Here is a 17,279-nt window from a genome sequence, read left to right on the forward strand (position 1 = left end):
GGAGAGGGCGATGCGCGGGGTGGTCTTCGACGGGCGGCGCGCCCGGGTCGTGGACGATCTGGAGGTGCGCGACCCCGCCCCGGGGGAGGTGCGGGTGGCGGTGCGGGCGGCCGGACTCTGCCACAGCGACCTGTCCGTGGTGGACGGCACGATCCCGTTTCCCGCTCCCGTGGTGCTGGGGCACGAGGCGGCCGGCGTCGTGGAGGCGGTCGGCGCGGGGGTCGCCCACGTCGCGCCCGGGGACCACGTGTGCCTGTCCACCCTGGCCGGCTGTGGCGCCTGCCCGCAGTGCGACCGGGGTCGACCCACCATGTGTCGGGCTTCTCTCGGGCGCCCCGGGCGGCCGTTCACTCGCGCCGGTGGTCCCGTCCACCAGTTCGCGGCCGTCTCGGCGTTCGCCGAGCGGACCCTGGTGCGGGCCGTGCAGGCGGTTCCCGTCCCCGCCGACGTGCCCTTCGCCTCCGCCGCGCTGATCGGCTGCGCGGTGCTGACCGGCGTCGGGGCGGTGCTGAACCGCGCGCGGGTGCGACCCGGGGACACGGTCCTGGTGATCGGTGCCGGGGGCGTCGGACTCAACGTCGTCCAGGGCGCCGCGATCACGGGCGCCGAGCGGATCGTCGTGCTGGACACCGACCCCGACAAGGAGACCCTCGCCCGGAGGTTCGGCGCGACCCATTTCCTGACCTCGCCGGATCGGATCGGGGACGCCCTGCCCACGGGAGCCGACCACGCCTTCGAGTGCGTCGGCCGGGTCGAGTTGATCCGTCTGGCGATCGACTCACTCGACCGGCACGGTCAGGCCGTGCTGCTCGGCGTGGCCCCGGCCGGTTCGGAGGCGTCCTTCGCCGTCTCCTCCCTCTACCTGGACAGGTCCGTCCTCGGATGCCGCTATGGCTCCTCCCGCCCCCAGCGCGACGTCGCCCGGTATATCGGGATGTACCGGGCGGGCCGGCTCCTGCTGGACGAACTGGTGACGGCGACCTACCCGCTCGACGCCTTCGAGGAGGCCGCCGCGGACGCCGCCCGCGGCCGGATGGCCCGGGCCGTCCTGCTCCCGCCGGGGGGGTAGCCCGGTCGGTCGGAGGCGGACCGGCCGGGGCTTCCCACGCAGTCGACCGGCGCCCCGGACCCGGACGACGGAGGCCCGTCCGGATCGAACCGATCCGGACGGGCCTCTTCGCACTTCGGGGAACCTCAGCCCGCCACCGTCACCACCAGGGCTCCGGCTCCCGCGAGTGCGCCCAACGCCAACGCGCCGTGCACCACGCCCGGCGTGGCGCTGACGACTCTGCTCGTGTGGGGCAGCTCGCCGGTGGCGTCCTCGCGGAGACCACCCATGGTGGAGATAGTCAGCGGCACGACATTCCGGTTGTTGGTCACTCTTCCACCTCCGAGGTCGTTCACCGGGGGCGCGCCATCCAGGCGGGGCTCTCCTGGCTCGCGACGGGCATCTCCGACGGAGCGGTTCGCTCGGCCTGGGCCGCGTTCCCGGTGTTGCTTGTGACTTCAGGCTAGGCGGCAGGCCTGCGACGATCGTCCGTCGATCGGTGGACGACAGAGGGGGAATGCGTGCCCCCTGGGCGAGTCTCGTTCCTCTGCCCACCTTACGGGCCGGTCCCTCCGCGGTCTGTCGGCCGGTTCGAGGGGATCGGGCGTGGTCCGACGGGAGGGTCGACCGTTCTCCGTTCGGTGGGGGGTGTCCGCCCGCGGGCCGATGTCCCGCGTTCGTCGCCTCTGCCACCGCTCCGGCGCGTCCCTCACTCGGGGCAAAGCGAGGTGAGGCGCCCTCGGTGGAAGACCAGAGGCGGCGGGGCGACGTCGTCGCGGCCGAGCGCCAGGACCCGTCCGACGACGATCAGATGGTCCCCACCGGGGTGGACGGCGTGCACCGCGCAGTCGACCCAGGCGACCGCCCCCGCGAGGCGAGGCGCCCCGGTCGCCGGGGACCGGTCGTGGGCCACCCCGGCGAACTTGTCGCCTCCGGCCGCGCCGCTCACCGCGAAGGACCGGCACAGGTCCCCCTGCCTCTCGGAGAGGATGTTCACGCAGAAGGAGCCGGTGCGGGCGATGCGCGGCCAGGTGGCCGAGGATCGGCCGACGAGGAAGGTGACGAGCGGAGGCTCCAGCGAGAGCGCGGCGAAGGACTGGCAGGCGAACCCGGCGGGCGGCGCGGACCCGTCGGCGGGGGCCGGGGCGGTGACGACGGTGACCCCTGTCGCGAAGTTCCCCAGCACCTCGCGGAAGGCCGAGGGCCCGACGGGCGCGCGCTCGTCGCTCCCGACACAACGCGACTCCGGCCTGGGGAAGCGCTTCCCGGCCGGTGGGGGGCGGCCGGGACGTCGCAGGTATCGCACCGCCGCCGCCGCCATGTTCGCGTGCCCCATCATGCCGTCCATTGAAACTGACCACTCGTCAGGTCGGAAGGGTTCGGGCGGAGGCCCGAGAGGTCGGCGACGGCCGCGGGCCGGTGCGGCGGGAGGGGCGTGCTCATCGGCCTCGGAAGTCCGGTCGCCTGCGTTGGACGAAGCACGCCAGCCCCTCCCGGGCGTCGTCCGTCCCCATGTTGATCTCCTGCGCCGCCGCCTCGGCCGCGAAGGCCGCGGTCCGGTCGGTGTCGAGGGAGGCGTTGAGGAGCTGCTTGGCGAGGGCGAGTGCCCGGGTGGGGCCGCTGGCGAGCCGTTCGGCCCAGGCCAGGGCGGTGTCCCCCAGCACCTCGTCCGACACGACGCGGTTGACCAGGCCGAGGCGCTCCGCCTCGGCGGCGGCCAGCGAATCGCCGAAGAACATCAGCTCCTTGGCCCGCTGCGGTCCGACCAGCCGCGGCAGGAGGTACGCCCCGCCGGCGTCCGGCACCAGTCCGCGACGGACGAACACCTCGACGAAGGTGGCCGAACGGGCCGCGAGGACGAGATCGCAGGCGAACGCGAGATGCGCGCCGAGCCCCGCCGCCGTTCCGTTGACAGCGGCGATCACCGGTTTCTCGCAGTCCAGGACGGCGGCGATCAACCGCTGGGCGCCCAGGCGCACGGTACGCGCCACGTCTCCGGCGACCCGCTCGGACGCGGCCGGGGCCCCGCCCCGCAGGTCCGCCCCGGCGCAGAACGCCCGCCCCGTCCCCGTGACCACCACGGCCCGCACCGCCGGATCGGCGGAGGCCTCGGCGAACCGGCGGATCAGGGTCTCGCGATGGTCGGGGGCGAGGGCGTTGAGCGCCTCCGGGCGATCCAGGGTCAGCAGACGAACCCCGCGAGCGGTGCGTTGCCCGATCGCCGGACCGCCCCGACGGTCGCCGGGGTCACCGGGACGCGGCCGGTCGTCGTCCCGGCCGCGGGCGGCCCGGTCCTCGTCGGGGGAGTGCGGCGTGGGCGAGGTCAACGGGGTCTCCGGACACGTCGGGTGCCCCCGGAGGGGCCGGGAAGGAGAAGAGGGCGTGAGCGCCCCCGGGGGAGGGGCGCTCCGAGGAGCGGGGCGGAGGAGACGGCAGAGGGAAGAACCCGTCCGTCCCTACGTCCCCGAAGGGGGCCCCGGCGTGCCGGTGCCACACACGGCCAAGACGTCGAGGGCGACGGCTCCCTGCCCCCGTTCCAACACCATCAGCGGATTGATGTCGAGCTCGGTCAGGGCGTCCCCCAGCTCCATCGCCATCCGCTGTACCCGCAGGACCACCTCCACGAGCGCCTCCCGATCCGAGGGGGGCCGACCCCGCACGCCGTCGAGGATCGCCCCGCCCCGCAGGTCCGCGAGCATCCCTCCGGCCTGCTCCTCGGTGAAGGGCGGCACCCGTACCGCCGTGTCCCGCAGCACCTCCACGAGCACGCCCCCCAGCCCCACCGTGACCGTCGGGCCGAACACCGGGTCCCGCGAGACCCCGACGACCGTCTCCACGCCGCGTTCGATCATCTGGCACACCAGGACCCCGTCCAGCGGCACGTCCTCGTAGCGGGCGATGTCGATCAGCTCCCGGTAGGCGTCCCGCACCTGGCTCGCGGAGGTCAGACCGATCTTGACCAGGCCCAGCTCCGTCTTGTGCGCCAGGCGCGCTCCCGACGCCTTCATCACCACGGGGTAGCCGACCTGGCTCGCCGCCCGCACGGCGGCGGCGGCACTGGTCACCAACTGCTCCCGGGGGACCCGCACGCCGTACGCGCGCAACAGCTGCTTGGCGGCGTGCTCGCTGAGCCGCTCTCCCGGCCGGATCAGACCCGACGCCTTGCGCAGGGAGGGGGAGGGCGTCCGGGGAGCCTCGTCGAAGGGCGAGCGGTAGCGACGGGTGAAGCGGTGGTGCTCCAGGTAGGCACGGACGGCCGAGACACAGTTGGCCACCGTCCGGAAGGTGGCCACGCGGGAGGAGCCGAGCAACTTCTCCCGGTAGGCCGGCTCGGTGCCGACCGGTGAACCCCACACCACGCAGACCAGCTTGTCGCTCTCCTCGGCCGCCGCGACCAGGTCCTCCACCAACCGGTCGCTGAGCGGCGGGAAGGGGCCCGTCACCGGGCAGATCAGCACGCCCACGTCGGGGTCGGCGAGGAGCGAATCGATGATCTTCCTGCCCCGGGCGTCGCCGACCGGATGGCCGCCGTTGTCGACGGGGTTGGCCACGCCGAGCGACCCCGGTATCCACCGGCGCAACTCCGCTTGTCGGCTGTCCGAGAGGACCGGCAGGCGCAGGCCCGCGCGGGTCGCGAGATCGGCCGCGTGCGCACCCGTGCCGCCGGAGATCGCGCAGACCGCGACCCCGTCCGTCACCGGAGGGCGCGCCCGGGCCAACAGCGTCGCCGTCTCCTGGAGTTCGTCCAGGTCCTCCACCCGGATCACCCCGTACTGCCGCAGGGCGGCGTCCACCACGGCGTCCGCGCCGGTCAGCTTCCCGGTGTGGGTCACGGCGGTGCGGGCCCCCACCTCGGTGCGACCCACCTTCACCGCGACCACCGGCACCCCGCGCCTGGCCGCCCGATCGGCGGCCAGGAGGAAGGAGCGGCCGTCCTTCAGCCCCTCGACGTAGGCGGCGATCGCGCCGACCTCCGGGCGCTCCGCGAAGTAGTTCACGAAGTCCGCCACTTCGAGATCCGCCTCGTTGCCCGTCGGGGCCCAGTGGGAGACCCGGATTCCCAGTTCCTGGAGCGCGAAGAGCGGCCGGCCCTGGTGTCCCGACTGGGTGACCAGCGCGATCGACGGCCCTTCGAGGTCGTCCCGGAAGTCCTCGAAGGCGTTGAGGTTGGTGTTCGGCCCCAACAGGCGCACGCCCGAACGGGCGGCGGCCTCCGCGAGCCGCCGTTGCGCGAGGGCCCCCTCCGGGCCGGTCTCCGCGAATCCCGCCGCGAACACCACCGCGAACCCGGCGCGCCCCCCGCCCAGTTCCTCGATCACCGGGAGGGGGTCGGCGACAAGGACGACCGCGAGATCCACCGGCTCGGGCAGCTTCGCGACGGCGCTGTGGCAGGGGAGGCCGAAGACCGCCGAATACCTCGGGTGCACCGGATACAGGCGGGCCCCCACCCGCGCGGCCCACGTGACGAGCCGCCGGGTGACGCCCGCGTTCGGTCTGCCCTCCCGATCCGAAGCCCCGACGACGGCGAGGGAGGAGGGACGGAACAGGCCGTCGAGGTCGGGGACGTCGGCGTGCAGAGGACGCCCGCCGACGTCCAGGTCGCCCGCCGAGGCGGGCCGACCGCGCACCATGGGGCCGGAGCGCTCGCCGCAGGCGAGGACCCGTGCCCTGCGTGCGTCGGTGGTGAGAGTGCCGTGGGTTGATCCAAGCATCGGTCCGCCCGCTCCTCGGAGACAACGGTCACTGACGCCCAGTCAGGTTACTGAACGGAAGCCCGGTCAGGAACGGTCGGTGCGGCACGGGCCGGCCCCGGCGGCGGAGCGGGGGAGGCGCGGACCCGGCGGCGCCGCCGGCCGCTCCCCAAGCGCCGGGTGGCGTCAGACCGGGTCGGGTATCCGCAGACGGCGTCCCCCGGTGGCCTCCCTGGTGTCGGTCCGCTCGCGGCGCTCCGGCAACCGCGCGGCGTGGTGGGAGTGTTCCCTCGCCACCGATCGGGCTATCCGGTCGGCGTCCAGGGCCACCTCGCGCAGCATGCCACTGACCGGGTTGGTGAACCCGGTGAAGTACAGACCGGGAGCGCTCCTCGCGGCACGGGCGCCGGAGACGACCGGCCGGCCGTCGGGATCGAGCACCCCGAGATGGCCCACCAACCCCTCCAGGCGACGGTCGTAGCCGGTGGCGGCTATCACCGCCTCCGGGGCGAGGCGGGCCCCGTCGGCGAGGACCACGTGGTCGGAGTCGAAGCTCTCCACCGCGGCCACCACCTCGATCGCCCCGCCGCGCACCAGATCGACCAGGCCCGGAACCTGGACGGGCAAGGCCCCCTGTCTGGCCCGACTCAGCAACCCCGTCCGGGGGCGCGGCAATCCACGCGCCGTCAGGTTCGGGGCGGTCAGGCCGGCCAGCGGCCTGACGAGCCGGTCCCCGAGGGCGGTCGGCAGCCGCCGTACCAGGATGCCGGTGCGCTGGGCGGGCCACCCCAGCGTGGACCGGCGCACCAGGTGCGGGGTCGTCCGCACGGCCAGCCGCACCCGGGAGGCGCCGCCCTCCGCCAGGTCGACGGCGATCTCGGCACCGGAGTTGCCGAGGCCGACCACGAGGACGTCGCGCCCCGCGTAGGGGAGGGCGTTGCGATAGGCCGCCGAGTGCAGCACCTCCCCCGCGTAGCCGGCGAGCCCGGGCCAGTCCGGCAGCCGGGGCGTGTGATGGTGGCCGGTGGCGACGACCACCGCCGCTCCGGTCAGTTCGCGGCCCCCGGTGGCGCGCAGCAACCAGCCCGAACCGTCGGGCGATCGGTCCACACGGTGGACCTCGACGCCGGTTACCGTCTCCAGCAGATGGTGTTCGGCGTAGGTCTCCAGGTAGCGCACGACGTCGTCCCGGGAGGGCCAACGCCCCACGCCCCGGGGCATCGGGAGCCCGGGCAGCGCCGACAGACGGCGCGTGGTGTGCAGGCGGAGCCGGTCGTAGTGGTTGCGCCAGGACGCGCCCACCCGGTCGGAGCGTTCCAGGACGACGGCGCGGACGCGCCGCGAGCGCAGCGCGCGGGCCACCGACAGCCCGCCCGGGCCGCCGCCGATGACGTACACGGGGCGCTCGGCCGGTCGCGCCCGCCGGCGCGCGGGGGCGCCGGGCGGCGGCTCGTCCGAAGTGACGGGAGGAGCGGTGGAGTCGGGCATGCAGCGAGGGTAATCGGCCACGTGATCGACGGCTCTCGGACCAGAGGGAAAACGGTCGCGGATTGGTCACGATGCGGTGCGCGAGGGTCCCTTCCGATGCGGGGAGCGGAGGTGGGACGGCGGGCGCGAGGCGGGCCCGGAGTGTGCCCGGCGGACGGCCCGGGACGGTCGCGCGCTCCAGGCCGGCGGGGTCGCCGGTCCCAGCAGCGTCGTACCGGGCCCGACGAGCGCGCACCGGGCCGGTCGCTTCGGGCCCGGGAGAGTCCTTCGACGGCCGGCCGGCCGGTGCCGTTGTCGTGGCGCGCGACCCGACCTACCGTCGGGCGCGAGGTCCGAGCCGACGACGAGAAACGGGGAAGCCGATGGACGCGGCCACGACGCGGGACCCGGTCGCCCGGACGTACTGGGAGGCTGCGGCGGCCGGCCGGCTGTTGATCCGCCGCTGTCGGGACTGCGGGCGGGCGCACCACTACCCACGCGACTTCTGTCCGTATTGCTGGAGCGAGGGCGTCGTCTGGGAGACCGCCAGTGGTGCCGGAACCCTCTACACCTGGTCCGTCGTGCACCGCAACGACCTGCCGGCGTTCCGGGACCGCCTGCCCTGTGTCGCCGCCGTCGTCGAACTGGCCGAGGGGCCTCGGATGGCGACGGAGATCGTCGAGTGCGGGCCGGGAACCGCGCTCCGCGCGGGCCTGGCGACGCGCGTGCTGTTCCGGGCCGGCGTACCGGTGTTCCGTGTGGAGCATCCCTGAGCCGGGCGGGACCGCCCCCGTCGGCCCGGGCCACCCGACCGGCCGGGCCGACGCGCCGTCAGGGCCACAGAAGACCCGTGTCCCAGCCGTCCCCGGCGCGCCGGTACACCAGCCGGACGTGTCTCCTGCGCGGCTCTCCCTGGAAGAACTCCACTTCGCTCGGGCGGAGTCGGAACAGCGTCCAGGAGGGCACCGGTGTCTCCGGTTCCCGTTCGGCGCGCCGCCAGGCCGCCTCCGAGGCCCGCGTCAACTCGTCGAGCGAGCCGAGAGGCCCGCTCTGCCGTCCGGTGAGGGCGGCGGCCAAGGCTCCGGTGGAGCGGGCGTGCAGGTCGGCGTGGGATTCCGGCGGCGTGGCCGCCGTCACCGGGCCGCGCAGCCGCACCTGCCGGCCGAGCGTGGGCCAGTAGAACACGAGCGCCGCCCGAGGGCGGGCCGCCAGCTGGCGACCCTTGCGACTGTCCGCGTGGGTGGCGAAGGACCACCCCCGCGGGTCGGCGCCGTGCAGCAGCACGATCCGGGCGTCCGGTCGCCCCTCCTCGTCCGCCGTGGCCAGCGACACGGCGTGCGGCTCCGCCTCGCCGGCCGCCACGGCGGCGGCGAACCACTCCACGAACAGCGGGAGCGGTTCGTCGGGCGCGCGCTCCGGGTCGAAGGGCGTCAACTCCGTCACCGACGGGTCCCATACCCGGAGCGACCGCAGAAGGCGGCGCGGGTCGGTGTCCGGGTCGATGTCCATCGTGCCTCCCGAGGGTGCCGGGGGACGGCTTCCCGCCCCCTCGGACGGGAAGCCTGTCACGACCGGGCCCCGGGACTCACATCTCGACGGTGCCGCGCACGCAGGTGACGGAGTGGCCGCCCACCCACACGTCGTCCCCGTCGGCCTCGACACTCACCACGCCCCGCCGGCCCAGCCTGCCGCCCTGCCCGGCGTCGTATCGCCGGGGCGCCGCTCCGGTGCCGACCAACCACTGCGCGACACCGGCGTGCAGACTGCCCGTCACCGGGTCCTCGCGGACGCCGGCGGGCAGGGCGAACGCCCGTATCTCGAAGGCGAGCGGGGATCCCTCGGGGTAGGCGCCGACCACACCCAGCATCAGGTCGCCCATGTCTCGGTCGTCCGGTTCTAGGGCCAGTACCTCCTCGGCGTCGGCCAGGCGGACGGCCGCCCATCCGGGCCCGTTGTCCACCCACTGGTGGGAGACGACGCGCTCGCGGTCGATGCCGAGCCCTCGCGCGATCCGGTCCAGGTGCGCGGAGTCCAGTGGACCCGCGCGCACCGGAGCCGGGGCCCGGAAGCGCAGGCCGGCGGCGGACCGGCGCACCTCGATCAGACCCAGCGGGCACTCCTGGACGATCCGCTCCGGCGACCTCGGGGCGCCGCCGGCCTCCAGCCAGGCGTGCGCCGATCCCAGCGTGGGGTGCCCGGCGAAGGGGATCTCGCCGCCCGGGGTGAAGATGCGCAGCCCGTAGTCGGCCTCGTCGGAGGAGGGCGGGACCACGAAGGTCGTCTCGGACAACTGGGTCCAGCGGGCCAGGCGGGCCATCTCCTCGTCCGAGACGCCGACCCCGTCCAGGACGACCGCGACGGCGTTGCCCAGGAACGGCCGGTCGCTGAAGACGTCCACCTGACGGAACCCCCGGGCCCTCGGGACCGCTCCTGGCCGGGTCATTCCCCTTCCACCAGGATGAGGTCCATGTGGGTGCCTTCCCGCAGCGGCACGATCTTCCGGTACTCGGGCGAGTCGTACCAGCGGCGGGCTTGTTCCGCCGTCGGGAAGACCATCACCGACAGGTGGGTGGGTTGCCAGTCCCCCTCCAGCACCTCGAACTCACCGCCGCGGATCATGAATCCGCCGCCGTGGAGTTCGAGTGTCCGGAGCACCTCGGCGCGGTATTCCGCCATCTTCTCCGGGTCGCCGACGACCCCCACGTTGCCGATCAGCAGTGCGGTCACGCGCTCCTCCTCGTCTCCAAGCCGGTGTTCCTCGGTCAGCAGGTGAAGTCGGTCGCCGTGCCGACGCCGAGGCGTCGCGCGGCCCGGACCACGGCGAAGCCGGACGCGACGTCCTGCGCCGCCATGCCCAGCGACTTGTAGAGGGTGCGCTCGGTCTCGCCGGTGCGTCCGGGGTGCTTGCCCAGCAGTACTTCGCCGATCTCGGTGAGCGGCCGGTCGGCCGGGACGAGGCCCTCCTCGACCGGGTCGGCGAGTTCGGAGGACTCGCGCGCGGCGCCCTCCCGGCTGTCGACGAAGACCGTGCAGGAGGCGACCGCCGCCGCGTCGATCTCGCGTTTGCCGGGCACGGAGGACCCGACGGCGTTGACGTGCACCCCTTCGGCGAGGTGTGCGGCGCGCACCACCGGTTCGGTGGTGTCCACCGTGGTGCACACCAGGTCGGCGCCCTCCAGGGCCCGCGCGGGGGTGTCCATCCGCTCGACGGTGATACCCACCTCGGAGCGGGCCCACGCGACGAACTCCTCCGCCCTGGCGGCCCCGCGGTTCCACATCCGCACTCGGCGCAGGGTCCTGATCTCGCGGAGCGCGAGCAGGTGCCCCCGGGCCTGCGTGCCCGCGCCGATCAGGGCCAGGTCGCCGGCGTCCCGCCGGGCCAGGGCGTCGGTCGCGACGGCCGACGCGGCGGCCGTCCGCAGCGCGGTGACGGCGGCCCCCTCCAGCATGGCCAGCGGCTGCGCGGTCTCCGGGTCGAAGACCACCACCACTCCGACGTGCGTCGGCAGTCCGCGCGCGGAGTTGCCGGGGGCGTGCAGGACGGCCTTGAGTCCGTAGCCGGAGTCCGTCTCCCCGGTGACATGGCAGGGCATGGCGGCGAAGAGGGACGTGTCGCGCCCCGAGGACAGCACGGTGCGGACGGGCTGCACGACCTCGCCCGCGCTGTAACGGCGCATCACGTCGGCCACGACCCGGTAGGCCTCCGACGGCGGGAACGCCTCGCGTACCTGGTCTCCGCTCAGCAGCAACATGTTCTCTCCTCTTGGCCCTGGTGTGCGATGGTCCTCACGCCGTGCGCTCCTCGGGGCGAATCCGGGTGAACGCCGACCAGACCATCAGGATCGGTCGGGTGCCGGAGATGAACCGCAGTCCGTGCAACTCCGCCGACGGGGCGGTGGTCAGCGCGAGATCGGCGAGGCCGTCGGTGACGGCCTGGGCGGCGGCGCTGGTCGAGGCGGTGTGGATCACCTTGTGGGTGGTGTGGGCGGACGGCAGCAACTGGCCGATGATCGGCTCGGGCGCCGGGTGGGTGGCGATCGTCGGGGAGTCGGGCACGGTGCCGTTCCGTGCCACCGCGATCCCGTACAGCGGGGTGTCCATGACGAACACGTTGGCCAACGTCAGCGCCGGGTCCATGTAGAACTGGTTGACCGCCTGGTAGGCGTTGGCCACGATCAGATGGCTGACCCGGGCGTCGCGGAGAGCCGCGCCGGCCTCCTCGTAGGTGTCGAAGAGGTGGATGGGCAGCTGCGGGTCGTCGGAGCCCGACAGGCGGACGAAGTGGCGCGCGGCGGCCTCGCTGCTGGTGCCCCGGGGCCCGAGGGTGCCCACCGTCGAGACGCGTTCGGTGTCGCGTAGCAGTGCCGTGAAGCTCAACAGCGTCATTGTTCGCTCCCTGAGGGGTGGCGGGGATCGGCGGGTCCGTCGGGCACGTCCGGCGCGTCTACGGCCAGGCGCCACTCGGGGTGGGCCCCGTCGGCGTTCCGTGCGACGGCGTCGTAGAGCGCGGCGACCTCGCGGGTCACCTCGCCCGCGGAGCCGTCCCCGACGGGGCGGCCCGCGAGACCGACGACGGGGACCACGCCCTTGCCGGTCGAGGAGAGGAAGACCTCGTCCGCTGTGAGGAGGTCCGCGGGGCTCACGGCGCGTTCGTGGACCTCCACACCGGACTCCCGGCAGAGCGTGATCAGGGTGTCCCGCGTGATGCCGGGCAGGATGTCTCCGGTGTCGGGGGGAGTCACGAGCCTGCCCGCGCGCACCGCGAAGACGTTCGCCGTGCCGGCCTCGGCCACCATCCCCGCGCCGTCCAGGAGAATCGCGTCGTCGTACCCGGCGGCCCGGGCCTCGTCCGAGGCGAGGGCGCTCGTCACGTAGCCACCGGTGATCTTGTACTGGGTGGGAACCGAGTCGCGGGGCGGACGCCGCCACGAGCTGATCGCGCACCGCACCGGCTCGGCGATGCCGTGGACGGGGAACCCGAAGGTCGTCACGGACAACGCCCCCGAGACGCCCGCCAGCGAGACGCCCGGCGGCGTGCCCGGCAGCAGGGCGGCCTTGTGTGCCACGGGCCGTACGTAGACGTCTCCGGCGTGCCCGTTGCGGGCGATCAACTCCACCGTCAACGACACCAGCGCGTCGACGTCGGTGGGGACGTCGGTGATCCGCAGGATCCGACAGGCCCGCGCCATCCGCTCGTAGTGCTCGCGCACCCGGAAGAGGTGGAGGCGGCCCTCGGTGGACCGGTAGGCGCGAATCCCCTCGAAGGTCCCGGTGCCGTAGTGCAGACCCTGGGTGGACAGGGGAAGCCGAGGCTCGTCGGCGGGGACGAACTCGCCCCGGTCGTAGGCCCACACGCCGCGGTCCAGCCCGGCCCGTGGGCGCTCGGCGGGTTCGGGGATCGCGGCGCCGTCCGCCTGTCGGACGGTCACCGGGCGTCCCTCGCGGCGGCGATACGCTCGGCCGAGGTGTTCTCGATCGACGCCTCCGCCCGCCGGTCCACCACCCGTGCCGCCTTCCAACTCACCATGGCTCCGGTGCTGGTGATGGAACCGGGCCGGCCCGAGGTGACGGTCAGGGGAGTGTCCAGCTCGCGCAGGCAGTCCGCGACGGCGTCCGGGGTGGCGGCACGGTGGTCGACGTCGGGCCCCGGACGCAGGGTGAGCGACAGGACGTCCCGGCCCCGGTCGTCGCGGTCGACGCCGATCTGGTAGTCCAGGTAGCCCCGGAACCGGCGGAGCAGCAGGTCTTCCAGGTCGTAGCCGTGGACCAGGTGTCCGTTGAGGTGGAGCCGGTCGCGGACGCGGCCGATCGCCTCCAGCGCCGGGGCGGGCACGGCCGCGTCGGGGCCGTGGTCGGTGAGCCGGACCATGTCACCGGTCCGGTACCGGATCAGCGGCTTGGCGCCGGTGTAGAGGTTGGTCACCACGAGTTCGCCGCTGCGCACGCCGTGGGCGTCCGGCGCGACCGGCTCCGAACCCTCGGGGTCGATCACCTCGTAGTGGTTGATCAACGGCGCGGTGCGCAGGGCGCCGTCCGGCGTGGCGGCCGCCAGCACGGAGGCCTCCTGCGAGGCGTAGAGACAGTTGCGTGCCTCGGCCCCCCAGATGTGGCCGATGTTTCGCAGCAGGCTCGGGGACATCAGTTCGCCGGTCAGCATCAGGATGTCGAGGGAGAAGTCCCGTCGCGGATCCAGGCCCGCCTCGACCGCCCGCTGTGCCAGGCTCATGGCCATGCCCGGGGTGGCGAACAGGCCGGTCATCGGGAGCGACCGCATCAGCTCCAACGCCCGGTCGAAACCCACCAGCGGCGAGTGCGGCCACATCTTGGCCACCGCGTGCCCCAGATTGCGGCAGACGTCCCCGAAGGAGTCGCCCGTGGAGTGGAGCTCGGTCGGCCCTGAGACCCCGATCACCTGGCGGTCCCCGTGGGCGCCGAGAACATCGCGGTAATACGCGGTGAGAACCGTGTTGTTGTGAATGGAGTCGTCGTTCGTACGAGGACACGGAGTGGCGGCGCCGGTTGTTCCCGTGGTCTCGTAGAAGATCCACGCGTCGGAGACCGGCAGCGAGAGAATATCGAACTGGGCGTGCCGGAGGTCTTCCTTGGTGGTGAAGGGGATTGTCCCCAGGTCGTCGAGATCGAGCGCGGACAGTCGCTCGTCCGTCAGAGAACCGAGCCGCTTTCGGTAGAAGGGCGACCTGTCGCGGGCATAGGCGACGACCCTCCGCAGCGCGCGCGTCTGGTGGGAACGGACCCACTCCGCGTCCAGCTTTCCGTTCCGGAAGGCGTCGAAGCGGTCCCGAAGCTCAGCAGTGAGAGCGCCGGCCTCGGGGTCGTACTGGGTGAACACCCGTATCTCCAATCGATCGATTCGTCATGGGTGGTTCAGGCGTCGTTCAGATCGACGACCACCCAGTCGGAGATGCGCCGCCACAGTTCCACGGAGGACCGGTGGAAACTGTTGGTCTGGTATTTCTCCAGGGCCGCGGCGTCGGGCAGCACTCCGATGATGGCGAAGTCGTGGGAGATGTCGCGCTCGACGGTGTTCCAACCCGTGCGCCAACTCAGGAGTTCGGGGACGTTGCGACCGACGTCCCGCGCGAACTTCTCGGCCTCGATGACCTCCGGAGAGGATCGCTCGAACCCGTCCTTGAGTTTGAAGAGAGCTATGTGTGTGATCATCGGCACCTTTTGCCTAAGCCCTCCCCGGCGGAAACACGGGGAGTGTGCGACGTGATGGTGGATTCCCCTCGCCGGTCATCATGCCGACACAACCGGTGCCCATCAATCGCACCTTGTCGATGGTGTGGATCGACGATGTGAATGAACCCACGCCACCGGGCGGGGTGCCGGCCTTCGCACGGGTCTGCCGGTTTCCTCACGTGATGACGTAGAGGCCCGAGGTGGCGCCCCGTTCGGTGCGAGCCCGACGGCCCCCCGTGGTGGACCGGCGCGTGTCGCCGGTCCCGACCCGGGATCACTCCTCGTCGAAGACCACATCCGGACGCCGACGGACGCCCCCGACCGGGCGTCGCTCCCCGAGGAATCGCGAGGTCGGGAGCGTGAGGGTGGGGGTAGCCCCCGGGAGGCCCGGCAGAGATCCCCCGGACGGATCCGGTACCCGGCCGGCTGTCCCGCGCGCCGCGTTCCCGCACAGACTCCCGACATGACGTTCTCCATCGACGCTCCCGTCGAGGCCGCACCCTCCTCCGGCCCGGCGCCGTCCTCCGGCGGCAGCGACTTCGCCCGACTCTCCCGACGCGTCCGCGAGGCCGGTCTGATGGACCGGTGCCCGCGCCACTACGCCGTGCGCCTGGGATCGGTGCTCACGGCTCTGATCGCCGGAGGGGCCGCCTTCCTCGCGCTGAGCGACAGTTGGTGGCAGCTGCTCCTCGCCGCCGCGATGGCGCTCGTCTTCGGACAGGTCGCCCTGGCCGCCCACGATCTGGCTCACCGACAGGTGTTCCGGCGGCGCGGTCCGAGCGAGACATGGGGCCGCCTCTTCGGCAACCTCGCCATCGGCATGAGCTACGGCTGGTGGATGAACAAGCACACCCGCCACCACGCCAACCCCAACCACGAGGGGCTCGACCCGGACGTCGCTCCGGACATCCTGGTGTGGTCCACCGCCCAGGCACGCCACAGCAGCGGCCTGGCCCGCGCCATCGGCGGCCACCAGGCCCTCCTGTTCTTCCCGTTGCTCACCCTGGAGGGCTTCAATCTGCACCTGTCGAGCGTGCGAGCGCTGCGCTCACCGGCCATGAAGCACCGGGTGCTGGAAGGCGCGCTCCTCTTCCTGCACGTCGCGGCCTACCTGTCCGCGCTGTTCCTGGTGCTCTCCCCGGGCAAGGCGGTGGCCTTCCTCGCCGTACACCAGTGCCTGTTCGGGGTGTATCTCGGCTGCGCGTTCGCCCCGAACCACAAGGGCATGCCGACCTTCACCGGTGACGACCGGCCCGACTTCCTGCGGCGTCAGGTGCTGACGTCCCGCAACGTACGAGGCGGCCGGCTCACCGACGTCATGCTCGGAGGGCTCAATTACCAGATCGAGCACCACCTGTTCCCGAGCATGCCCACACCGCACCTGCGGCGCGCCCAGGTGATCGTGCGGCAGTACTGCGCGGAGATCGGCGTGCCATACCACGAGACCGGGCTGATCTGGTCCTACGGGGAGGCCCTCGCCCACCTGCACCGGGTGGGCGAACCCATCAGGCGGCGCGAGGCGGCGTGACGGATCGCGGGAGGCTCGCGGCGACCGCCCGAGGCGGGGCCGCCCACACGAGAAGCCCACACGAGAAGCCCACACGAGAAGCCCACACGAGAAGCCCCCATGACGGCCGGTCGACGGTCGACTCGGGCGAGCGCGCGATCACGCACACCGCCCACACGCGGTGCCACCCCACCCCGCGGAGGGGGCCGGCCGCCCGAGGGAGACGGAGGCGCGGGGCATCCGGGTGCGCCGCCACCGACCTCGACGGTCAGCGGACCGCCCGGCCGTCGCCGTCCGTGCTCGCGTTGTACGCGTTCGTGACTCCGAGGACATCGTCCGTCCCGGACTCGTGGTCGGTGCGGCGGCCTGGGGGGCGTTCGTCGGCTTCGTCGTTCGATAGGGCGTCGAGTTCGCCCCTGGCCGTGCGCCGGGGACGATGTGTGCCCTGTCCGACCGAGTCCGAGGGGAGAGCGTGATGTTCGCCCCGCCCGTGGAGTCTTCGCGGGTTGGTTCGGCCAACGCGAGGGTGATGGGCGGGTCTTGGACGACCCCGCACCGCGATAGGTGAGGTTGCGCGCACGGGTCCGTGCGGCGCGGGGCTTGACCGCATCAGGTCCGGGTGTACGGCGGGGCGCGGAGGGCGAGCGCGCCGGGTGGGCCGACGCCGTCGCCTTTCCCGCTCACGATCAGGCGGACCGACAGCAACGGTCGTGACCCGAGGGTTCGGCCTTCCCTCGCGGTGGGCGAGTGGGTTCCCCGCTTGACCTTCGCTCGAAGGTTCGTGGGAGACTCGACCTCGACCAAAGTCGGTCAGATCGTCCTCGATCGGGGAGAATACGCCTTGACCAGGCCCGCCCGCAGTGTCCCGCGCACGGCCCTCGCACTGTCCGCCTCGGCCGTCCTGTTCGCCGGGTGTGACGAACCCGGTGGATACGTCCTCATCCGGCCCCCGTTCGCGGCCACTCCGGCGTGCGACCGGCTCATGGAGTCGGTGCCCGCCGAGTTGGGTGGACACAAGAAGCGGTCCGGCCTGCGGGGGGCCGTTCCCTGGGGCGACGGCGACATCATCCTGTACTGCGGCATGCCCGAGCCGGACGCGACCGCCGACCGGGTCGCGGCGGGCGGTGTCGACTGGGTCGCCCAAGAACCCGCCGATAGGACCTCCGCCAAGATCTTCGCGACCTACGGTCGCGACTCCACGGTCCAAGTGCGCTTCCGGGAGGAGGATGTGGACGTGTCCTCCGTTCTCACGGCGCTGGCCCCCGCGGTGAGGGGCGACGTGGACGCGGGCGGGGCCGCGGTGGACTGATCCCAAGGATGCCCGGGAGGGCGACGGGGCCGCTCCGGCCCGCGCTGGGAGCGT

General features: G+C 73.1%; 18 protein-coding genes. 5 read left to right on the plus strand and 13 right to left on the minus strand.

Annotated elements, in window-relative coordinates:
* The first annotated feature begins 10 nt into the window (after nucleotides 1-10).
* The gene (locus JEK78_RS12695; RefSeq protein WP_200258553.1) at nucleotides 11-1,069 is read left to right on the plus strand and encodes an alcohol dehydrogenase catalytic domain-containing protein; all 1,059 of its coding nucleotides are present in this window, start codon (nucleotides 11-13) and stop codon (nucleotides 1,067-1,069) included.
* Nucleotides 1,070-1,194: 125 nt separating this feature from the next.
* Here the strand turns inward: JEK78_RS12695 and JEK78_RS12700 are convergent, their stop codons facing one another.
* The 5 genes from JEK78_RS12700 to JEK78_RS12720 form a co-directional block, all read right to left on the minus strand.
* Nucleotides 1,195-1,380 carry a hypothetical protein gene (locus tag JEK78_RS12700; RefSeq protein WP_200258554.1) on the minus strand — a complete coding sequence of 62 codons (186 nt, stop codon included), beginning with the start codon at nucleotides 1,378-1,380 and terminating at the stop codon, nucleotides 1,195-1,197.
* A gap of 377 nt (nucleotides 1,381-1,757) precedes the next feature.
* Nucleotides 1,758-2,387 carry a flavin reductase family protein gene (locus JEK78_RS12705; protein ID WP_200258556.1) on the minus strand — a complete coding sequence of 210 codons (630 nt, stop codon included), beginning with the start codon at nucleotides 2,385-2,387 and terminating at the stop codon, nucleotides 1,758-1,760.
* Nucleotides 2,388-2,487: 100 nt separating this feature from the next.
* Nucleotides 2,488-3,267 carry an enoyl-CoA hydratase-related protein gene (locus JEK78_RS12710; protein ID WP_200264134.1) on the minus strand — a complete coding sequence of 260 codons (780 nt, stop codon included), beginning with the start codon at nucleotides 3,265-3,267 and terminating at the stop codon, nucleotides 2,488-2,490.
* Nucleotides 3,268-3,504: 237 nt separating this feature from the next.
* A complete protein-coding gene (locus JEK78_RS12715; RefSeq protein WP_200258558.1) occupies nucleotides 3,505-5,760 on the minus strand; it encodes an acetate--CoA ligase family protein in 2,256 nt (751 codons plus the stop codon).
* A gap of 165 nt (nucleotides 5,761-5,925) precedes the next feature.
* On the minus strand, nucleotides 5,926-7,227 hold the full coding sequence (locus JEK78_RS12720; RefSeq protein WP_200258560.1) for an NAD(P)/FAD-dependent oxidoreductase: 1,302 nt from the start codon (nucleotides 7,225-7,227) through the stop codon (nucleotides 5,926-5,928).
* 362 nt (nucleotides 7,228-7,589) lie between these two features.
* On the opposite strand from JEK78_RS12720, the gene JEK78_RS12725 reads away from it, so the two are divergent.
* On the plus strand, nucleotides 7,590-7,979 hold the full coding sequence (locus JEK78_RS12725; RefSeq protein ID WP_200258562.1) for an OB-fold domain-containing protein: 390 nt from the start codon (nucleotides 7,590-7,592) through the stop codon (nucleotides 7,977-7,979).
* A 58-nt stretch (nucleotides 7,980-8,037) separates the two neighbouring features.
* Here JEK78_RS12725 and JEK78_RS12730 read toward each other — a convergent pair whose 3' ends face one another.
* The 8 genes from JEK78_RS12730 to JEK78_RS12765 all read right to left on the minus strand — a co-directional run bounded on the left by JEK78_RS12730 (nucleotide 8,038) and on the right by JEK78_RS12765 (nucleotide 14,388).
* On the minus strand, nucleotides 8,038-8,715 hold the full coding sequence (locus JEK78_RS12730) for a pyridoxal 5'-phosphate synthase (RefSeq protein WP_200258563.1): 678 nt from the start codon (nucleotides 8,713-8,715) through the stop codon (nucleotides 8,038-8,040).
* Nucleotides 8,716-8,791: 76 nt separating this feature from the next.
* Entirely contained in the window at nucleotides 8,792-9,649 is an 858-nt protein-coding gene (locus tag JEK78_RS12735) for a PhzF family phenazine biosynthesis protein (protein WP_200258564.1), read from the minus strand.
* A complete protein-coding gene (locus tag JEK78_RS12740) occupies nucleotides 9,646-9,933 on the minus strand; it encodes a DUF1330 domain-containing protein (protein ID WP_200258565.1) in 288 nt (95 codons plus the stop codon). Before JEK78_RS12740 ends, JEK78_RS12735 begins: the two co-directional genes overlap by 4 nt.
* Nucleotides 9,934-9,968: 35 nt before the next feature.
* Nucleotides 9,969-10,958: an ornithine cyclodeaminase family protein gene (locus JEK78_RS12745; RefSeq protein ID WP_200258567.1), complete on the minus strand. Its 990-nt coding sequence runs from the start codon at nucleotides 10,956-10,958 to the stop codon at nucleotides 9,969-9,971.
* 34 nt (nucleotides 10,959-10,992) lie between these two features.
* Nucleotides 10,993-11,592, minus strand: a complete 600-nt coding sequence (locus tag JEK78_RS12750; protein WP_200258568.1) for a hypothetical protein — start codon at nucleotides 11,590-11,592, stop codon at nucleotides 10,993-10,995.
* Nucleotides 11,589-12,635 carry an aminotransferase class IV gene (locus JEK78_RS12755; protein ID WP_200258569.1) on the minus strand — a complete coding sequence of 349 codons (1,047 nt, stop codon included), beginning with the start codon at nucleotides 12,633-12,635 and terminating at the stop codon, nucleotides 11,589-11,591. The genes JEK78_RS12750 and JEK78_RS12755 overlap by 4 nt, the downstream gene beginning before the upstream one ends.
* Nucleotides 12,632-14,056 carry a phenylacetate--CoA ligase family protein gene (locus JEK78_RS12760; RefSeq protein WP_200258571.1) on the minus strand — a complete coding sequence of 475 codons (1,425 nt, stop codon included), beginning with the start codon at nucleotides 14,054-14,056 and terminating at the stop codon, nucleotides 12,632-12,634. Before JEK78_RS12760 ends, JEK78_RS12755 begins: the two co-directional genes overlap by 4 nt.
* Before the next feature lie 35 nt (nucleotides 14,057-14,091).
* Complete coding sequence (locus tag JEK78_RS12765) at nucleotides 14,092-14,388, minus strand: Dabb family protein (RefSeq protein ID WP_200258574.1); 297 nt, start codon at nucleotides 14,386-14,388, stop codon at nucleotides 14,092-14,094.
* A 484-nt stretch (nucleotides 14,389-14,872) separates the two neighbouring features.
* Between JEK78_RS12765 and JEK78_RS12770 the strand changes: the two genes are divergently transcribed.
* The 3 genes from JEK78_RS12770 (at nucleotide 14,873) to JEK78_RS12780 (ending at nucleotide 17,225) form a co-directional block, all read left to right on the plus strand.
* On the plus strand, nucleotides 14,873-15,937 hold the full coding sequence (locus JEK78_RS12770; RefSeq protein WP_200258577.1) for an acyl-CoA desaturase: 1,065 nt from the start codon (nucleotides 14,873-14,875) through the stop codon (nucleotides 15,935-15,937).
* A gap of 223 nt (nucleotides 15,938-16,160) precedes the next feature.
* On the plus strand, nucleotides 16,161-16,316 hold the full coding sequence (locus JEK78_RS12775; RefSeq protein ID WP_242483400.1) for a DUF397 domain-containing protein: 156 nt from the start codon (nucleotides 16,161-16,163) through the stop codon (nucleotides 16,314-16,316).
* Between the two features lie 441 nt (nucleotides 16,317-16,757).
* Nucleotides 16,758-17,225, plus strand: a complete 468-nt coding sequence (locus tag JEK78_RS12780) for a DUF3515 family protein (RefSeq protein ID WP_200258579.1) — start codon at nucleotides 16,758-16,760, stop codon at nucleotides 17,223-17,225.
* The last annotated feature ends 54 nt before the right edge of the window (nucleotides 17,226-17,279 follow it).

It is taken from the genome of Streptomyces sp. HSG2 (assembly GCF_016598575.1).
Taxonomy (GTDB): domain Bacteria; phylum Actinomycetota; class Actinomycetes; order Streptomycetales; family Streptomycetaceae; genus Streptomyces.